We start from the raw sequence: 16,945 nt of genomic DNA, 5'->3' as shown, positions 1-16,945 counted from the left end.
CCCACGCCTTTTCAACCCCCCCCAAACCCCCCCCCCTCCCAACCACCCCCCCCCCCGTAGCGGGCCCCCCCCCGGGGGGCCCCCTCTCCGTGTCCCCGGCCGCCCCGCCCCGCCCCCGAACCCAGCATCCGGTGACGGACCAGGCCGACCGGCCTACCACCCGCCCGCCCTGCACGAGGAGATCCCGCCATGCCCGACACCACCACACCCACCGCGCTCACGGACTCGTTGCCAGCCCCGGTCATCGCTCTGCACCACCGGCTGCAGTCCCTCGACTTCCCCAGCCCGTACCGGGCGGGCGACAAGGCAGCCCGGCACGCCGCGGTCCAGGCCGACGCCACCCTCGCCTGGCTGTTCCCCACCACCCTGTACGCGGTCGTGCCCGCCGGCCTCTGGCACGGCTACCCACCGCTGCACGAACAGGGCCTGGGCGCCGCCGCCGTCGCGCACCTCGGCAGCACCGACAACACCCACGCCTGGTGGCTGCACTACAGCCTCACCCAGATCGGCCACGACGAAGACGGCGACCTGGCCCACCTCGTCACCCTCACCGCCCCCTGCGAGTGCGGCACCTACACCAGCATCGAACCGCCCGACGAAGACGCGCTGATCGTCCTGCTGGACGAACTCGACACCCCGCCCGGCACTCCCGCCCCCTGCGACTGGCGCCTGAAGATCCGCCGCGCCTCACTCACCGACACCCGGCACACCAGCGTCCTCGACGACCGCCCCCCGTTCTGACCGACCGCCCCAGCCCCACCACAGCCGGACCACCCGGTCCTGCCCCCGCTCCCGCCCCACCGCCACCCGGCAACAAAAAGGGCGCGCCCTCGACCTCCCCAGGCTTCCGGCGCGCCCTCTTCACCCCTGCTCACAGGAGTGATCGTCATGCTTCCTGCCCCGCGCCCCTCCAAACACACCGGCCGCCCCCGGCCGATCCTGCCCGGCCCCCGCCACCCGCTCCCGCCCCACCACCGCCCGCCCGGCACCCGGAGCGAGTCATGAGCGTGAGCAGCGGCCCGAAGACCGCTGTAATCGACATCAACCCGTACGCCCAACCGCCGTCGGCGGCCATCGAGACCTTCGACTGGCAGGCCTCCCCGAACGGGCTGGCCACCCGCCGCCAGCTGCGCGCGCTCGGCCTGCGGCCAGGCGGACACGACCCGGTCGCGCAACTGCGATGCCGCGCCTGCCTGACGAAGCCAGCCCGCACCTGTACGCGCATGGCCTACCTCTACCGCATCGACCTCGCCCTACCCGTCCGACCCATGACCCTCGCCAAGGAAGCCGCACTCGACCGGGCCATGGCCAAACGGACCACGTGCCCCCGGTGTCTGCGCAGGTACCACTTCTGCCTGCCGCTTCGAACCATCGGTTCGTGCCTGGAGTGCCACGACGGCACCCCCGCCGACCCTCACAGCTACATCGAACCCGCGGCCACGCACCGTCTGGCCGCCTGACCCGAAGGGACACCGCCCCGTGTTAACCGCTGTCCTCGCCGTTCTCGGCACCCTCGCCGGATCCCTCCTGACCGGAACCCTCCAGCACCTCAGCCAGCGCGCACAGCGCGCCACAGCCGAAGCCGCTGCCCGCCGCACCCAGGGCCTGGCCGCCGTCACCGACCTGGCGACCGCACTCGCGGATCACCGCCGTACCATGTGGATCCGCGAAGACCTCCGCCTGCGTGGCGAGGACTGGACCGATGCCCGGGCCGCCTCCCACCTCACCCGCTCCGCGATCACCGGACCGCTCCTGCGCGTACGAATCCTGCTGCCCGCCCTCGCCCCAACCGCCCAAGCCGCCGCAGCCGCCGTCTACGCCATGCGGGACGCCGACCACGACACCGCGCTGCACACGGCCCGCGAGCACGCGATCCGCACCGCCGACGACCTCATCGCAGCCGCAGGAACCACGCTCACCGCCTGACTGACCCACAGACACAAGCGCCCGGGGCCGCCGCTACAGACGGCAGCCCCGGGCTTTTCCGACCCATACCTGAAATGAGAAGGAAGCCACCATTATGACCACGGCCCTGTTACCGCGTAAGGCCCTGCACATCACCGCGGCTGTCGTACCGCTGGCCGGCTGGACCCTGCACACCACCGTCCTGCACCGACGCCTCACCGCCGCTCACCGCGACCCCCTCACCACCACCTGGCGCCGCGAAGCCTTCACCACCCGCGCCCGCCGACTTCTGGAGCGCCACGCCGACGAGGTAGTCCTTGTCCTCGCGGACGCCGACCACTTCAAGGAACTCAATGACCGGCACGGGCATGCGGCAGGGGATACCGCGCTCGCCGCGATCGGCACCCGCCTGACCGAATGGGCCGGGCCCCGAGGTGTCGCGGGCCGACTCGGCGGCGACGAATTCGCCGCCCTGGCCCGCATCCAACCCCGCCACCAGAAGCTGCGTCTGGAGCACCTCGCCCGGCTCATGACCCGGCCCGTCCTCTACGAGGGGAGGCTGCTGCCGCTGGCCGTCTCCCTCGGAGCCGCCACCCCGGCCGCCGTCACCAGCACCGACCTGCCGACCCTGATGCGCGCAGCCGACACAGCGATGTACCAGGGCAAGCACACCGGTGCCATCATCCAGGCCCGCCCCGATCACGCCCAGGCGCCCAGCGTCAACGGACGTCGCGAAGGCCGACCCGGCACCGCCGCACGCACCACCACCCGGCCATGACCACCCCCGGGCAACCGCTACTGCTCGACTGGCGCGACACCCTGCACTTCCGCCGCGACGCCCCCTGCGCCCTCTGCCACAAACCCACACCACTGCGCTCTCACGCCGGGGAAGCAGTCCACAAGATCTGCGCCGAAGACTGGAATGCCCAACATCTGCGCGAGACCCGGTGCGTGTCCGACGCCCAGTCACGCCGACGCAAACACGACAACCACGCCTGACCATGCAGCGGCCCCCGCCCGGGACATACCCGGAGCGGGGGCCGCTTTTTTGCGTTGGGCACCGTTACCCGGTGGAGTCCTGAGTCACCAGAGCCTGTTCGTGGCCGATCCTGTCGACGAGCAGCTCCGTGACCGCGGTCAACTCCGGCACCGACAGGTGGGCGACCAGAGCATCCACCACCTCAGATGGCGTAGCGGAAGGGGGCAATACCAGCTGAGCTTGAGCAGGATCCGCGCCCTGACCGTTAACGCCGTTAACGGTTGCAGAGGCGCTGCTCGCATCCTCCGTTCTCGCCCTTGAGGTATTAACGGCGTTAACGGTGCCACCGTTCTCCCTCTGCGCCAGGACCCGCCTGGGCGAACGCTGGCGCGGGGCATTAACGGCGTTAATGGTTTCTGCAGCTGCTGCGGCCTGCTCCTCCTTCGGCAGACGGCCAATACGACGAGCCGGTTCCACCCTCAACTCGCCAGCTTCCACCTTCTCCTGCAGCTCCGGGGTGAGCTCCAAAAGAGCCAGACGCTGCGAGACCCATGCCGCAGTCTTACCGAGCCGCTTCGCCACCTTGCCCTGGGACCCGTGCACACGCACAAGCTCCTGGATCGCCTGCGCTTGATCCAACGGCGGCACGTCCACGCGATGCACGTTTGCGATCAGCGCCCCCTCCAGCATGTCCGCAGCACTCGCAGCGAGATCGTCATTCACATCGATCCGCAGCTCCGCCAGCCCAGCCAACCCAGCAGCAGCGAGACGCCGATTACCATCGATGACGACGTACTCGGCCGTCCCGAGCTGCTCCTCCAGGCCTGGGTGCGTGGCCAGAAACGCAGCACGCCGCACCACGGCGACCGGCTGGACCTGCCCCCTTGCCGTAAGGGATTCAGCGGTCTCCTCGAGCTCGGTGAGTTGCTCACGGGGGTTGAAGGGATTGTGCGCGAGCTGCGCTAGGGGTACAGCAGCCGGCGGGCGCTTCCCCTCACCGTTGATGATCTGCTGGCGGGTCCGGACACGCCGCGGCGCGGGTTTTCCCGAGTCCTGGCCGTCCTCATCCATGCTGAAGCCGCGCGTGATGCGCTGCCGCTTGTTCTCGCTCATACCGCCAGTTCCTTCGCCAGATCACGCATCGCCTGAGCATGCTCGCTGTTTGGGGCGTATTCCAGCAGAGGGATTTCGCCGTCCGCCGCCTCGCGCCCCTCCTTGAGGTCACCGATCACAGCCAGCACCCCGGGGGAGCTGCTCAGTTCCCACTGGTCCTTGTTCTCCTGGACGAGCTTGCCGCGGCGGCTGTCGTATGCGTTGACGACGAGACCGAGGTAGTCCACCTGGATCCGGCCCTTGCGACAGAGGTCCTCTTTCTGGCTCTTCAGTAGACGGAAGGCCCTGTGCGACGCCTTGTTCGCCCACACAGGGGTGATAACCCCCGAACGGTCGGCGAGTTCACCGTCACGGCGCCGCACGTAGTACAGAGCCGTGTCCATGTTCAGGCCGAGACTGGGCGGACCGTCGATGATGATGACGTCGTAGTCGGCCTCCAGCGGCTCCAGCGCGCGCTCCAGGGCGGCCTCGCTGAACGAGACCTTCGAGAGGGCCACGTCCCGGAGGAACGCGTCGTCGGACGCCGGCAGGAGATGGAGACGCTCTCCGAAGCGCTTCTGGTCCAGCGCGACGAGAAGGTCGCCGATGTGTCCCTTGGCTGTGCCGTCCATGTGCATGAGGAGCGTCTCGACGTCGTCCTCGTACATGACGTCCTCGAAGCCCAACTCCGCGGTGAGGTGCCCCTGCGGATCGTAGTCAACGATCAGAACCCGGTGGCCGGCCTCCGCGAGGGCCTGCGCGATGCCGGAGGAGATGAAGGTCTTCCCGACGCCGCCCTTCTGGTTGGCCACTATCACTCGCACCACCGGCTGAGCCACCAAGGGGCTGGTAGGTGAGGGGTGGTTGTCGAGCCACAGGGTGAGGGCCTGCGCCAGACCTTGAACGTAGGTGACACCGCGTTCCGAGCAGGCGGCCTTGAACTTGTCTGGGCCTCCGACAGGGAGGAAGGTGCCCCAGGTCTTCGCGCCGTCGGTCTTGATTTCGGGCAGGGCGTCCGCCGAGTACCAGGCGTTGATCGCGTGCTCGGTGGCGTCCTGGATGTCCATTCCGTGCTCGAACGCACGGATTTTCAAGTGCCTGCGCAGCTGGGGGGTGAGAGCAGTAATTAGCTTCTCTCGCTCCCCCCTCGGGGTGGGGATGCTCATGTGGCCGAACATTACTAGGTCACCGTCGTGCTGCCCTAGTCGGCGCGCTACTTCCTCTCCAGGCATCCAGGCCGACGTCAGTCGGTAGGGCAGAGAGTCGACTCAGCAACCACCATGACGACCCTGGCGACCGGAATCTGAGGCGGTGTAACTGCGCGAAGCGAGGGCTCACCTCTCTGCCGAGCGCTAGCATCCGGGTCTTGCTCTTGGGGAGGTTTGTGTGGCAGTGCTTGGGCAGTGGAAGGCCCGGTGGGCATACCTAGGCGACTTTGTTGTAGCTGATTTGCAGGAGATCTACACGCGTTGTCTGGAGTCGACCCTGGCGGATCCGAGGACGGCACGGCTGCTAGGCAAGCGTGATGGCGTAACCGCCGGCACGGTCCGACGGCACATGCTGATCAGGTCGAGCGTTGAGCGAGTCCATGCGGCGTGTCATGAGTCGCTGAGTGCCGCTCGAGAGGCAGAAGACACTCACTCCGAAACTCAGGACCGTCGAAACGCTGCCGCAGCGAACACAACAGGGGCCACTTGGGCAGCTTGCCTGGCTGTGGCACTCGTAACGCTTGCGGTATCAGCCCTATGGGGATTCTTAGCGCTCGTCGTCTTAGTGACGGCAACTGCGGGGATGTTGCTACTGCTCCACAGGCGCGGCTTGGCAGCCTGGAGGAACACACGGCGCTGCCTACGGTTCGGATGGCTGGCCCTTGGGACGTTGACCTTCCGCGTCCGGCTCGGGCTCATGGCGGCGGGCTGGGGCCGGGATCTACGTACCTACGGCATGGCCCCAGTCGTTGACAGGGCGATTCGCACCCTGCTGGGAGACGATCCTGATTCGCTATTGGCGCCGGAAAGCTACGACGGCTTGCGCTCTCCACGGGAGCGGGGCTACGTCGTCGAGAGCACGGCAGCCCAACTTCTGAAGCGGAAGATCGCACAGATCGAAGCTGGAACCATCGCCGTCTGTGGGCCACGCGGAGCGGGCAAGACCACGCTCCTGGAGAGCTCTGTTGAAGACGCTGACTTCGGCATGCTTGCGCAGGCTCCAGCAACCTACGCTCCGCATGACTTCCTTCTCTCCCTGTCGGTCCAGCTGTGTGAGAGCTACATCAAGCACGAAGGGTACGAGGTCCCCGAAGTCACACATCTGTCCAATGTGCGCAGAGCCCTACGACGCGCCTGGACACGATGCAAGAGAGCGCTCAAGTGGGCGGCTTTTGCTGTTCCTGCGCTGGCGCTTGTGGTTATGGGTTCTGCCGCTGCGACCCGCTCTGTATCGAAATCGCGCACCGAGGAAGTGGTTGCACGTGCCACGCAGCATGTGCAAGCGCTGGGTAGGTTGGCTAGCGACACCTGGAATGGCGGTGCGGCAGGTACAGCTGTATCGCTGCTTCTTGTTGGTGCCGTCTGGTGGCGGTTACGGCGGGCGACGCAGTGGAACTACTTCGGGCGCCTCGTTCTGGCCGCTATTACGACCGCTGGCCTACTACTTCTGGTAGGGAGTGCGGCCTGGGCTCTCGTCGACAAGGATGTGCGACAGCGACTGACAGGGCTGTCTCCAGGAATCCTAGGAATCTTGCTGTTCTACTTCGCGGTGTGGCTTCTGTGCAAATGGGCGGTCGAGCAGAGCTGGCGGATCCCCGCTGGCTTCCTGCGAGACGCCGCACGGAAGTACTGCCCAGCGATCGGCGGCACGATGCTGTTCATCCTGCTAATTTCTCTGTTACGCAACCCGCAGACGCAGACCGTTCTCGCCGAAGAAGAGAACCCCCTGCGCGCAGCAATGGCTCTACTGGGCCTAGCCCTGATGAGGGCGGGGGCCTGGGAACCGCGCCCTGCCGAGCCAGCGCTCGTAACGCAGTGCCGTAACCACCTGTACCGGCTGCAGACCACACAGATGTCCACCGCAGCCATGACTACGGGTGCTTCCCAAATGCTGACGTTAGGCACAACCCACAGCACCTCAATCTCCACAATACCGCCGAACTTCCCGGAACTGGTCTCTGACTTCCGAGAGGTGCTAGGAAGCATTGCAGGAACCCTCAAGAGGCGAGGCGGCAAGGTCGTGATCGCGATCGACGAGGTAGACCGCCTCGGGTCGGACGTCCAAGCGCTTGCATTTCTCAGCGAGGTCAAAGCCGTCCTCGGTGTTCCTCACGTGCACTACTTGATCTCGGTGGCCGAAGATGTCGGTGCAGCGTTCGTGCGTCGCGGACTACCTCATCGAGACGTGACCGACAGCTCCCTCGACGACGTCGTCTACGTGCAGCCCACCACGCTGTTCGAAGCCCGAGCCATGCTTGCCCGGCGGGCGCCCGGGCTCTCCGATCCCTACGTGATGCTGGCCCACATTTTGTCAGGAGGGATCCCCCGAGACCTGCTGCGCTACGGCCGGCACATCATGGAGACCCGAGAAAAGACCCAGTCCGATGAACTCATCGATATCTCCCGCGGCTTGGTGCTCCAAGAGCTGGCCGAGACGCTGGCAGGGTTTCGCACCTTGCTCAGCAAGCAGCAATGGACGCCCGACACTCACGAAATCCTCAACGCGTTCCGAACTCTCGGAGCTCACCTCAGGGGTGCGTGCCCATGCACTGAACACGAGGTTCAGTTCGCGCTCGAACATTTCGCCATTCACTCACCCGAAGAGCTCTGCAGGGCCCCCCACCCCGCGCTGCCCGACACCGCACGGCAACTGATCGACGAAGCGGCTGCCTACGCCTACTTCTCCCTCACCCTGCTAGAAATCTTCGGCAACGAAGGATTCGACCGTCGCAGACAGGCTGCGGAAGCACTTGGGGCGAACGGTGACCCAGAGCTCCTCGCGGAAGCCAGACAGGAACTCGGCCTGTCCCCCTACAGTGCACGCCCACTGATCTCTGCGATTCGGGAGGCATGGTCGCTGCCTCTCCTGCCGCACCCAGCCACCAGGATCATCCCAGCGCCGAGAAACCACAGTTGCGCACACCACGCTTCCCGCAGGGCTGGGTAGGAAACCGTCTCTACGCGGGCGAGGGCCCGCAGTCCCACAGAGCCGGACGTACTCAGAGGGCTACGGGCTCTTCTACGCTGCTGCATGACGTCAGCGTGGATCACCGAGCAGGGTGAGGCGCCCACGGTCCGGGGGGAGCGGGGTGTGGTTGCCTTGTTGAGCACCAAATTGGTTGCCTATCCGCTCGACCGGCTCGAAGTCCTGAGGCTCATCAGCCGGACCGGCCACCGGTGGCGTTCCTCCTGCCGTGCGTGCGGCCTCCCCTTTGGCCTGCGACGACGTTACTGTGCGGGGGGATTGGAGTGATGCGCGGGCCGGCCGTGGGCGAATGCCTGCCGGAGGGTCTTGTCCGCGATCCGGCCTTGGCGAACGCCCTGCGCCACACCATGCGGCTATTGGAGGACGTCACAGGCGCCTCCAGCCTTGCCAGCAGTCTGCTGCCCCGCGCCTTGTCCGCTGCGATCTCTCGGTTTGGTGTCGGTGGCGGTGAGAGTCGGTCGTGCCGGTCCAGGGGCTGGTGGTTTGGCGCTGATCATGGGTGTCTATGGGCGGGTGGGTCGCTGTCACCAGGCGAGAGGTTGATGGGCGGGATCGCTGTCGTGGGGCTGCTGTGCGCGGGGGCCAGCGTTCTCGTCTGGGTCCGGCCTGGCGTCATGAACCCGCTGACGGCCGCTTTGACCAGGGGCGGATTCCTGGTCGGCGGGGTGGCCCTGGTCGTGTCTGTGGTCGCTGTCCGCCGTCGGTGATCTGGCGGGCAGCGCCTCGTTGGCCTGGTGATCGATATCGATATGGGCGCGGGGTTTCAGTCTCCGGCTTGGCGGCTCCAGTGGAGCTGCGCTTTGCGGCTGCGGAGGGTGCTGGGGTGTTCGGAGCCGAGGGCGCGAGCACAATCAGCTGCTACGTCCGCCGAAAGATTTCGGGCGGTGGCCGGGTAGCCGGCCAGGCCGGTGCAGTGAGCGTGGTTGTGGCGTGTGGTGAGGGTGTCGGGGTGATCGGCGCCCAGGATGCGGGTGCGGTCTTCGATGAGCTGGGTGTAGAGGTCGCGTGCCGCTTCAGGCTCACCGGCCTCTTTCACGCATTGGGCGTGATCGTGGCGTGTGGAGAGCGTGTCAGCGTGTTCGGGCCCCAGGACCCGGGTGCGGTCCTTGAGGAGCTGGGCGTAGAGAGCGCGGGCGGTAGCAGGCTCGCCGGCCTTCCTCAGCCAGTACGCGGACATCGCTTGGGTAAGGAGGGTGAGGGGGTTGTTCGGGCCGAGCGTCACCAGGCGGTCGCGGGCTATCAGGTTGAAAGAGGCCCACGCGGCGGCGGGGTCACCGGCCAGGCCGGCGCAGTGGGCGTGGTTGTGGCGTGTGGTGAGTGTGGAGGGGTGGGTGTGTCCGAGGACGCGCGTGCGGTCTTGGCTGATCGAGATGTAGAGATCGCGGGCGCCGGCGGGGTCGCCGGCCTCGTTCATGCAGTGGGCGTGGTTGTGGCGTGTGGTGAGGGTGTCGGGGTGATCGGCGCCCAGGATGCGGGTGCGGTCCTCGATGAGCTGGGTGTAGAGGTCGCGTGCCGCGGCCGGGTCACCGGCCAGGCCGGTGCAGTGGGCGTGGTTGTGACGTGCCGTAAGAGTTGCCGCGTGGACGGGCCCCAGGATGCGAGAGAAATCGCCGATGAGCGGGGCGTACAGGTCGCGTGCGGCCACAGGTCTGCCGGCTTGACCGGTGCGGTGGGCGTGACTGGCGCGGCTGGCGAGGGTGTCGCGGTGATCAGGGCCGAGAACGCGAGTGCGATTCTCAACGAGGCTGGCGTAGAGGTCACGCGCCTCCGTCTCATTACCTGCCTCCCCTGTCCACCGCGCGTGGTGGTGACGTGAGGTGAGGGTGTCTGCGTGGCCAGGCCCCTGAACGCGGGCACGGTCCTTGACCAGCTGCGCGTAGAGGTCACGGGCGCCGCCCGGGTCCCCAGCCTGACCGGTGTACTCGGCCCACCATCCCCGGGCATTGAGCGTGTTCTTGTGCTCGGCCCCGAGGACACGGGTGAGGGAGTCCAGGACGGGCACGTAGAGCTGACATGCGGTGGCGGGGTCACCAGCCTGTCCGGTGCACCAGGCATGGTCGTCGTGATCGTCCAGTGTTTCGGGGTGGTCAGCTCCCAGAACCCGAGCACGGTCCTGGACGAGTGTGGCGTAGAGGTCCCGGGCGGCGGCCGGATCACCATCCCTGGCGATCCACCAGGCCTGCGTATCCCGTGTGGTCAGAGCCTCGGCATGGTCGGGGCCTAGCTCACGACCGGCCCACCGCACAGCGAGGGTTGCCAGGCAGACCGCTTCATGGGTCATTCCGGCCTTGCCACAGCGCTGCGCTGCGATGTGGAACACCTCCCAGAGCGTGTTCGCCACGTTCGGGCTGGTAGAGGCATTGTCCGGGACAACCACCGAGGGCGGATCCGGCTCCTGCTCCCGGGTGAGTTCGGTGGCGATCCGGTCGACGACGCTGGCATCGGTGTCGTTGACGACTTCCGCGCGCACGAGCGCCGCCTCGATGTCGTCGCCCTCCGGATCCTCTGGATCCGCCGACGCCGCGGCAGGCGTGGACACCACCTCGGGCAGTGGTTCGTCGGCCGAGGCCCCTTGCGCCCGCAGGTCCTTGAGCTCTCCGGTGAGCCGGTCGATCTTCTCTTGCAGGCGAGCGGAAAGACTCTCTGCCTCACGCTGCTTCTGCTTCGCCCGGTCCAACTCACTGTTGGCCCGCGTCTTCTGCTCGAGAGCGCGAGCGAGCTTGCGCTCCGTCTCTTCCGCCCGCGCACCTGCGGCGAGCTGCTCGCCGGCGGACTGCGCCAGACGGTCACGGTCCTCGGTCAGGCGCGTCACCCGGTCCTGCAGCGTGCCGATCATCCCGTACAGGACCATGGCCAGCTGCTGCGACTTCGCCGCGGTCTCCCGCAGCTCATCGCGCTGGGACAGCGCCTTGGTCAACGACTCATACGTCTCGATGTGCCTCGCCTGCAGCGCGGCGATGTCGAGCAGACCCGCTGACGCCGTGTGCCCCATGCCCGGCCGCTCACCGTTCCCGCGCCGCCCGGGACCCGTGTGCGTCCTCGGAGGGTGCAATGCCGCATGCCGCAACTGCTCGGCCTCGGCCTGCCGCCGCTCCCTCAAGTCAGCACGGACCGTGGCCTCGACCAAGGAGGTGATGAACTTCTGCGTGGGAATTTTGCCGCTGAGATTCTCGCTGACGGTCGACTTCGAATACTGGATCCGCTCGCCCACGGCCTCCACGGACATCCCGGACTCATCCACCTGGGCCCGCAAGAACGTCGCAAGCCGGACCGCTTCAGCGCTCATCGCCGGACTCAGATCCTTCCACCGACGACCCGGCTTTCCGTCCTGCGGCACCCCGCACCCCCTCGCCACAACCGTCCGGGACATCCCGGACACAACCCGTGCGGTTCGGAATCTACCTGCGATGTTCGGCCGAACGAGTGAGGACAACCCAACTCCCGGCCAGTGTCTGCCCCAGCCGCACTCAGCGGCACCGACACCACAGCGAAGGGCAGCATCGTGACCGACACCCTCTCCATCGCCGCCGACCTCCTCACCTTGATCGGCACCACCCTCACCATCACCCTGGAACTGCGCCGCGCCCGAAACGAGGACCAGCCGGACGAGCAGGAAGAGGACCAGCACAAGTAACGGCATCGGCTGGCGGACGGACCCCAACTACGGGCTCGTCCGCCAGTCCGGCGACGCCTGCTGGTGTTGTCCGTGCGGATCCAGTGGCATCCGTTCTGGTCCGCTCCTGGCGGCGGTGTCCCTGCGACCCGGGTGGAGCTGAGGCGCCTCGCCCGCCGCCAGGGGCAGCTTGAGGTGAGGACGGCGCGAGCGGGCCGGGCGTCCTGCCCGACCGGCAAGCGGCGATCCTGCGGGTGATCCAGGACTGGATCACCGAGCCCGGTGAGGTGCCGACTGTCCGGGAGATCGGTGCGCGGGTCGATCTGCCGAGCACCGCATCGGTCTTCTACAACCTCGCCCGGCTCGAATCCCGGGGGCTCATCAGCCGGACCGGGCACCGGTAGCGTTCCTGCCGCCTGTGTCCTTGCGGCGTTCTTCCTATGACCTGGATTCGGTAAGCGGTCGGGTGCGCAATCCGCGCAATGCTCCCGCGCCGGCCCTCCGAAGCGCACCGAGCGGGTGCGTACTTTGCGCAGTGCACGCGAGGCGGACAGGTGCGGGCGCGGCGAATCCCGCCGGGTGATCGCCGGTGTCAGTCGTCGGGGGTGCTGTTGCTGGCGCCGCATGACCAGCAGTCCCACTCGCTGGGCACTTCGTAGTGCGTGGTGGTCCAGAATCCTTTGGGCCGGCCCTGGATGACGTTGGTCTCCCAGCATTTCCAGCAGTTGAACTCGAAGTCCTCCATGTCCTCAGGATGGCTCCTGTGCCAGCCCGTCAGGGCTCGGTCGACAACCCTGGCGAGAAGACTGCGGCGCGAGGGGTACGCCGTGCTGCCTTGTCCTCGCGGCAAGCCGTCTGAACTCCCGGCACTGCCCCGCGCGGGTCTGTCCGGACGTCCGCTGGGACAGCCCAAGTCATCCGTAAACTGCTGCGCATGGCACGCACGCCTGATGGCGTTCTGCGTGACGCTCTAGCCGCCCGATCTCGAAGGGTTGGCTGAGGGAGCCCAGATTCGCTCGCTGTGCCCGCTGTCTGCCGGGGCCCGGCCCGTCCTCGGGTGGTTGTCGTACCGGCGAGGAGTGGTCGCCGGTACGACTGGTAGAGGATGCCAAAGGCCTTCCTGCCCGTGGTGAGCGGGTCCGGGTGAGGGTGCTTGCCGTGGTGAGTTTCTCGGGTACTCACCACGGCAGCAATGGGTGCTGTGGCTTCCGGGAGCTGGATGGGGGTGCCCCGGAGCCACAGCGGGCCGGGCACTCACCCGCCGGCCGGGCAGGGCGAAGTATCCAACCGCTGCCACCCTTGCGTCCCAGCCCGGCCCCAGGGCACCGCCACGCGAGAGCGGGCCCCCGCATCACCGGCCCGGCCCTCACCTCGGCCCGGCCCTCGCCTGGGGGCGGCCGGAGGCGCCCGAGCCGTCTGCACTTTGCGGCACTGCACCGCGGGGATCTGTCCAGCGATCCGCTGGGATCTGCCCGGGGTCTGCCCGGTGGGCGGATGGACGAGCCCTCTGGACGCATCCCAGCGGATCCCTGGACAGATGCCGGACGGAGGACCCGGCGGCCCAGGGGGGCTTGACAGGGTTGCGCGTTCAGCGTGCACGGGCACCCGTGCGCCCGTGCACCCGCGGAGCGAGACTCGGCGGGCTCCACGGTCAAAATGGGCGGGGTGGAAGTGCCCGCGTGGAGCGCGGCAGAGGCTTGCGGAGCTTGCCCGTCGGTGGGTGACAGTGGCTCAGGGCGTGTGGCCGGTCCAGTGGAGCCGGTCCGGGTTGCCGGGCTGTCCTTCGTAGTGAGCGCGCCCGCCCGGCCTGTACGCACCGAGCTCGGTGAGGAGCGCCGCGCCGTCCAGCAGCTGCTGCTCGCTCCAGTCGGTGACAGCGAGGCGCTGCCCGTCCAGCGGTCCGCCGATCAGTGCCACGTACCGGCGTCTCGGTGTTCGTTCGCGTCGGTGTACCGGGCGTTCCACTCGCTCGAAGACTTCGTCGGTAGCGCCGCCGCCTCGTCTATTCAAGGTTTTCAAGCGGCACGAATCATCGCTTGAAAACCTTGCATGAGGGTCGCCGCGTCGGAAATCTGGGGCCCCTCGACTCGGGGGTTGCGGGGCTAACCCCTCGGTGCTCGAAGGTGCTGCCACCACCTCGCGACACCCGTTCGTCAAGCGTTCGCGAATCTCCTCCACACCCCGTCAGAGGCCCCTCTGAGGGGGTGTGGAACGGATTTTCGCGAGAACTCGAACGAGCGGCCTGGATCGCGGACTGTGGCTCCGCGCTCACCCGGAGCGCACCTACTCAAAGGACATGTTCGCCATGACGACGCCCGACTCCACCTCGATGCCCGACCCGACCACGCCCGTCTCAGGCGCTTCGGACCTCGCGCCGCCCGTCCTCGCCCGATGGATCGCCCTGCTTCTGGCGGTAGCCATGTTCGGGCTTGTCCCCTCCGCTCTGGTCCTCCTTGTGGTGGACCGACCCAACATGCGCGAGGCGATGGACGCTACCGGCTCGTTCCTCGGCGGGGTCGGCGGATGGGGTGCCCTGATCCTGTCCCTCGTGCTGTGCGTCCTCCAGGCATACCGGGAGAGGTGTTCCCAGTAACCGGCCAGGGAAGCGGTGGTGGCGTTGGGGCCGGCCGGAGCGTTCGGCCAGCCCCAACCGCGTCGTCCACGGGGATGAGTCATCCGCAGGACTCGTTCGAGACCGCGCCCAGGCCACTGAATTGGCAGACGCAGTAGCCGCCTCCGCCTTGGTCTGGTGCCCGTCAGGGCGGGGGCTCACCAAACCATTACTCCGACGACCGGTCTGCTGAGATCCTGACACCTCGTTCGAGGCACCGGAGGCGCCCAATGATCATTCTCGACACCTGCGTGATACGCGGCATGAAGCTCGACAGCGGCGATGCCTACTTGCTCCGTGCTATCAGGGAGACAGGCAGTGACCGAGTCGCGGTGCCGTGGATGGTCCTGGAGGAGCGTGCGGCGCAGCTGGCCATCGAGTACGGCAAAGCCCACGAGAAAGCGGCTCAAGCACTGCGGCAGCTACAGAGAGCGTCTCCCTTGGACGTCCCCGCGCTCAACGATCCCGAACCCGACGCCGTGCGCCAGCATTGGCGCGATCGGCTGAAGGAGCTGGTTGAAGTCCTGCCGACGACTGAGGGCGCGCTTCGACAGGGGATGTACCGGGAGGCCAATACCCTGCCGCCGGCGGGCCTGAAGAAGGAGATCAAGACCGGGGCTCGGGACGTGGCTATCTGGCTGTCGGCTGTCGAGTACGCCCGAGCCAACCCGAAGGAGAAGGTGTACTTCGTCAGCGGCAACACCAGCGACTTCACGGACGGCAGTACCGGATATCCCACACCGATGGACAAAGACGTGGAGGGCCTCGGGGACAGGTTCGTCCACCTGACCCGCCTGGCGGATCTGTTGCAGCTCCTCGCTCCGTCCGTTGAGGTCACACCCGAGCAGGTCGAGAAGCTATTGCCGCGCTACAGGGACAGCATCCGAGATGCCTCCGTGGTTCGTTGGGGCACCCGCATTCTCGGGCGGCCCGGCGGCTTCCCGACGCTGCGCCAGAATGGCGAGATCGAATTCGCTCATAGCTGGGTGGCTTCGAAGGAAAGCCTTCACGTCAAGGCGGTCCAGGTGACCGATGTCAAGGGGTACCAACTGGGAGACCGCGAATGGTGCACAGCAACGGTCCAGTGGCAGTTCGTCGGTGTAGCCATGTTCGCCACGGCGATGGGCAGGGGCTGCTGCACCTGGAGGACGCACATCATGATGCCGTTGGTGGAGGAGGGGCCGAGTCTACGAATCCTCAGCGCTGACGCCCCAGAGGCGCCAGCGGACGCCGAGGGCATTGAATGGCCGGTAGGTCTCCCAGACAAGAGTGTTTACACCCAAGAACTACGTTCGCTCCTGGAGAGGTTGGAGCCGAGCAGCAAGCTGGAAACCGCAGCCGCTCTGCTCACCCACGCAATGCGCAACCTGGACCGGCCCGAGACTATTCGGCAATTCATGGCACAGGAACGGTACGACAAGATCGCTCTAGATGTGGCGGCAGACGCAGCGGCAGAGGCGGCTGCCGAGGAAGGGTGGGGTGAAAGCGAAGGGGATGACCTATGGGATGCCCTGGACTGAGTACCACCAGGCGCTGTGCCCGGCACGGCAGTCGTGCACCCTTATGGGCTGCTGACAGGGACACCATCGAAAATGTCGACCGGCGCTCCAGGACACGCAGCAACGGAGTGAGACAAGCCAGGCAGCCGAGGACTCAAAAACCAGAACGCGACTGCGACAGCCAACCCCGGGCGTGCTGGCCCGCTGGGGTCGGCTGATGATCACGCCGGGGAGCGCAGCGTTTGCATGGCCGGTGTGCCGGCTCCGGGACCTGGCGGAACCCGGCGGGTACGACTGGTCCGGATCGCGAAGGGCCTCCCAGGGAAGTAGTCGGGGCGGCCGGGGCCCGCCCGGCGGCCCCTTGTCCAGCAGGTCAGGCGCCCCGTCCGGCCCTTTTCTGGGCGTCGCCCCGATGCGACCCGGGATACGACTCGGGCCGCGACTCGGGGTGCGACCTGGGATGCGACTCGGGCCGCGACCTGGGGTGCGACCCGTCTGTGCTCCTGGTCGTTGTTGGCGGCGGGTCGGGTGTTGTGCGGGGCCGGCCCGGGTGTCCCCGGCCCGGCTCCCGTTCGTCCCGCGCCCGCGCGCCGAATTCTGCCGGGATACCGGCGGGCGTCGAAACATGCTTCACCTTTTTAGCTTTCCCTATTTCCTCGGGTGGTGTCATGGGCTGGTTCCAGAGTTCAGCCAGAGCAGGAATTGATGCACGCTCACGAATGGTGATCCCGCGCATTGTTGCGACCCTTCGAATTCCCTTCACTCTTCTGACGGTCTGTCAGGAACGGGCTTCAGGTCACCTCCACGCCTCGGGCGAGCCGGGGAATCCCTGCGGGAGGGGGCGTGGAGGGATCCCAGATCCTACACAGTCCCAAGTTTGATGCAGGGTGTCACCCGGTTCCGCCAACGCAACATGCTGCATCAACTCTGAGTCACCAACACCCAGACCGTCCCGACCACCCCCCCTCCCACCTAACCAGCCGTCCGGCGGAGCCGGACCGGTCCGGGAGCGCAGCGGACGGGCCTTTCCCACCTCGTTCGGGACACCCCCA

The 16,945-nt window shown here is 67.2% G+C and carries 14 protein-coding genes; 9 read left to right on the top strand and 5 right to left on the bottom strand.

Features of this window, described 5'->3' with window-relative positions:
- Nucleotides 1-189 precede the first annotated feature (189 nt).
- The 4 genes from ABZ371_RS00070 (at nt 190) to ABZ371_RS00055 (ending at nt 2,683) form a co-directional block, all read left to right on the top strand.
- The gene (locus ABZ371_RS00070) at nt 190-741 is read left to right on the top strand and encodes a hypothetical protein (protein WP_358672287.1); all 552 of its coding nucleotides are present in this window, start codon (nt 190-192) and stop codon (nt 739-741) included.
- A gap of 260 nt (nt 742-1,001) precedes the next feature.
- On the top strand, nt 1,002-1,460 hold the full coding sequence (locus ABZ371_RS00065) for an RRQRL motif-containing zinc-binding protein (RefSeq protein WP_358672286.1): 459 nt from the start codon (nt 1,002-1,004) through the stop codon (nt 1,458-1,460).
- 19 nt (nt 1,461-1,479) lie between these two features.
- A complete protein-coding gene (locus ABZ371_RS00060; protein ID WP_358672285.1) occupies nt 1,480-1,926 on the top strand; it encodes a protein kilB in 447 nt (148 codons plus the stop codon).
- A 94-nt stretch (nt 1,927-2,020) separates the two neighbouring features.
- Nucleotides 2,021-2,683, top strand: coding sequence for a GGDEF domain-containing protein (locus ABZ371_RS00055; protein WP_358672284.1), 663 nt, complete (start codon nt 2,021-2,023; stop codon nt 2,681-2,683).
- A 285-nt stretch (nt 2,684-2,968) separates the two neighbouring features.
- Here the strand turns inward: ABZ371_RS00055 and ABZ371_RS00050 are convergent, their stop codons facing one another.
- Together ABZ371_RS00050 and ABZ371_RS00045 are read right to left on the bottom strand one after the other, a co-directional pair.
- Nucleotides 2,969-3,997 (bottom strand): ParB/RepB/Spo0J family partition protein, encoded by a 1,029-nt coding sequence (locus ABZ371_RS00050; RefSeq protein ID WP_358672283.1) that lies wholly within the window; start codon nt 3,995-3,997, stop codon nt 2,969-2,971.
- Nucleotides 3,994-5,142: a ParA family protein gene (locus ABZ371_RS00045; RefSeq protein ID WP_358672282.1), complete on the bottom strand. Its 1,149-nt coding sequence runs from the start codon at nt 5,140-5,142 to the stop codon at nt 3,994-3,996. The genes ABZ371_RS00050 and ABZ371_RS00045 overlap by 4 nt, the downstream gene beginning before the upstream one ends.
- A gap of 712 nt (nt 5,143-5,854) precedes the next feature.
- On the opposite strand from ABZ371_RS00045, the gene ABZ371_RS00040 reads away from it, so the two are divergent.
- Nucleotides 5,855-8,131 (top strand): hypothetical protein, encoded by a 2,277-nt coding sequence (locus ABZ371_RS00040; RefSeq protein ID WP_358672281.1) that lies wholly within the window; start codon nt 5,855-5,857, stop codon nt 8,129-8,131.
- A gap of 802 nt (nt 8,132-8,933) precedes the next feature.
- Here the strand turns inward: ABZ371_RS00040 and ABZ371_RS00035 are convergent.
- Nucleotides 8,934-11,456: a tetratricopeptide repeat protein gene (locus tag ABZ371_RS00035; protein WP_358672280.1), complete on the bottom strand. Its 2,523-nt coding sequence runs from the start codon at nt 11,454-11,456 to the stop codon at nt 8,934-8,936.
- 162 nt (nt 11,457-11,618) lie between these two features.
- On the opposite strand from ABZ371_RS00035, the gene ABZ371_RS00030 reads away from it, so the two are divergent.
- A complete protein-coding gene (locus ABZ371_RS00030) occupies nt 11,619-11,804 on the top strand; it encodes a hypothetical protein (protein WP_358672279.1) in 186 nt (61 codons plus the stop codon).
- A 203-nt stretch (nt 11,805-12,007) separates the two neighbouring features.
- On the top strand, nt 12,008-12,187 hold the full coding sequence (locus ABZ371_RS00025) for a winged helix DNA-binding protein (protein ID WP_358672333.1): 180 nt from the start codon (nt 12,008-12,010) through the stop codon (nt 12,185-12,187).
- A gap of 188 nt (nt 12,188-12,375) precedes the next feature.
- On the opposite strand, the gene ABZ371_RS00020 is transcribed toward ABZ371_RS00025, so the two are convergent.
- Complete coding sequence (locus ABZ371_RS00020; RefSeq protein ID WP_358672278.1) at nt 12,376-12,633, bottom strand: hypothetical protein; 258 nt, start codon at nt 12,631-12,633, stop codon at nt 12,376-12,378.
- 881 nt (nt 12,634-13,514) lie between these two features.
- Nucleotides 13,515-13,700 (bottom strand): hypothetical protein, encoded by a 186-nt coding sequence (locus tag ABZ371_RS00015; protein WP_358672277.1) that lies wholly within the window; start codon nt 13,698-13,700, stop codon nt 13,515-13,517.
- A gap of 388 nt (nt 13,701-14,088) precedes the next feature.
- On the opposite strand from ABZ371_RS00015, the gene ABZ371_RS00010 reads away from it, so the two are divergent.
- Together ABZ371_RS00010 and ABZ371_RS00005 are read left to right on the top strand one after the other, a co-directional pair.
- The gene (locus ABZ371_RS00010; protein ID WP_358672276.1) at nt 14,089-14,376 is read left to right on the top strand and encodes a hypothetical protein; all 288 of its coding nucleotides are present in this window, start codon (nt 14,089-14,091) and stop codon (nt 14,374-14,376) included.
- Nucleotides 14,377-14,624: 248 nt separating this feature from the next.
- Nucleotides 14,625-15,914, top strand: coding sequence for a PIN domain-containing protein (locus ABZ371_RS00005; RefSeq protein WP_358672275.1), 1,290 nt, complete (start codon nt 14,625-14,627; stop codon nt 15,912-15,914).
- Nucleotides 15,915-16,945 lie beyond the last annotated feature (1,031 nt).

Source organism: Streptomyces sp. NPDC005899 (assembly GCF_040629645.1).
GTDB lineage: Bacteria > Actinomycetota > Actinomycetes > Streptomycetales > Streptomycetaceae > Streptomyces.
Note: the sequence above shows the minus strand (reverse complement) of the source record. Positions and strands in the feature narration are given on the sequence as shown.

Bases quoted from the DNA above. Each gene is read 5' to 3' on its own strand.
- ABZ371_RS00045 (WP_358672282.1), bottom strand. From the start codon at position 5,142: ATGAGCATCCCCACCCCGAGGGGGGAGCGAGAGAAGCTAATTACTGCT.
- ABZ371_RS00010 (WP_358672276.1), top strand. From the start codon at position 14,089: ATGACGACGCCCGACTCCACCTCGATGCCCGACCCGACCACGCCCGTC.
- ABZ371_RS00055 (WP_358672284.1), top strand. From the start codon at position 2,021: ATGACCACGGCCCTGTTACCGCGTAAGGCCCTGCACATCACCGCGGCT.
- ABZ371_RS00050 (WP_358672283.1), bottom strand. From the start codon at position 3,997: ATGAGCGAGAACAAGCGGCAGCGCATCACGCGCGGCTTCAGCATGGAT.
- ABZ371_RS00070 (WP_358672287.1), top strand. From the start codon at position 190: ATGCCCGACACCACCACACCCACCGCGCTCACGGACTCGTTGCCAGCC.
- ABZ371_RS00065 (WP_358672286.1), top strand. From the start codon at position 1,002: ATGAGCGTGAGCAGCGGCCCGAAGACCGCTGTAATCGACATCAACCCG.
- ABZ371_RS00035 (WP_358672280.1), bottom strand. From the start codon at position 11,456: ATGAGCGCTGAAGCGGTCCGGCTTGCGACGTTCTTGCGGGCCCAGGTG.
- ABZ371_RS00005 (WP_358672275.1), top strand. From the start codon at position 14,625: ATGATCATTCTCGACACCTGCGTGATACGCGGCATGAAGCTCGACAGC.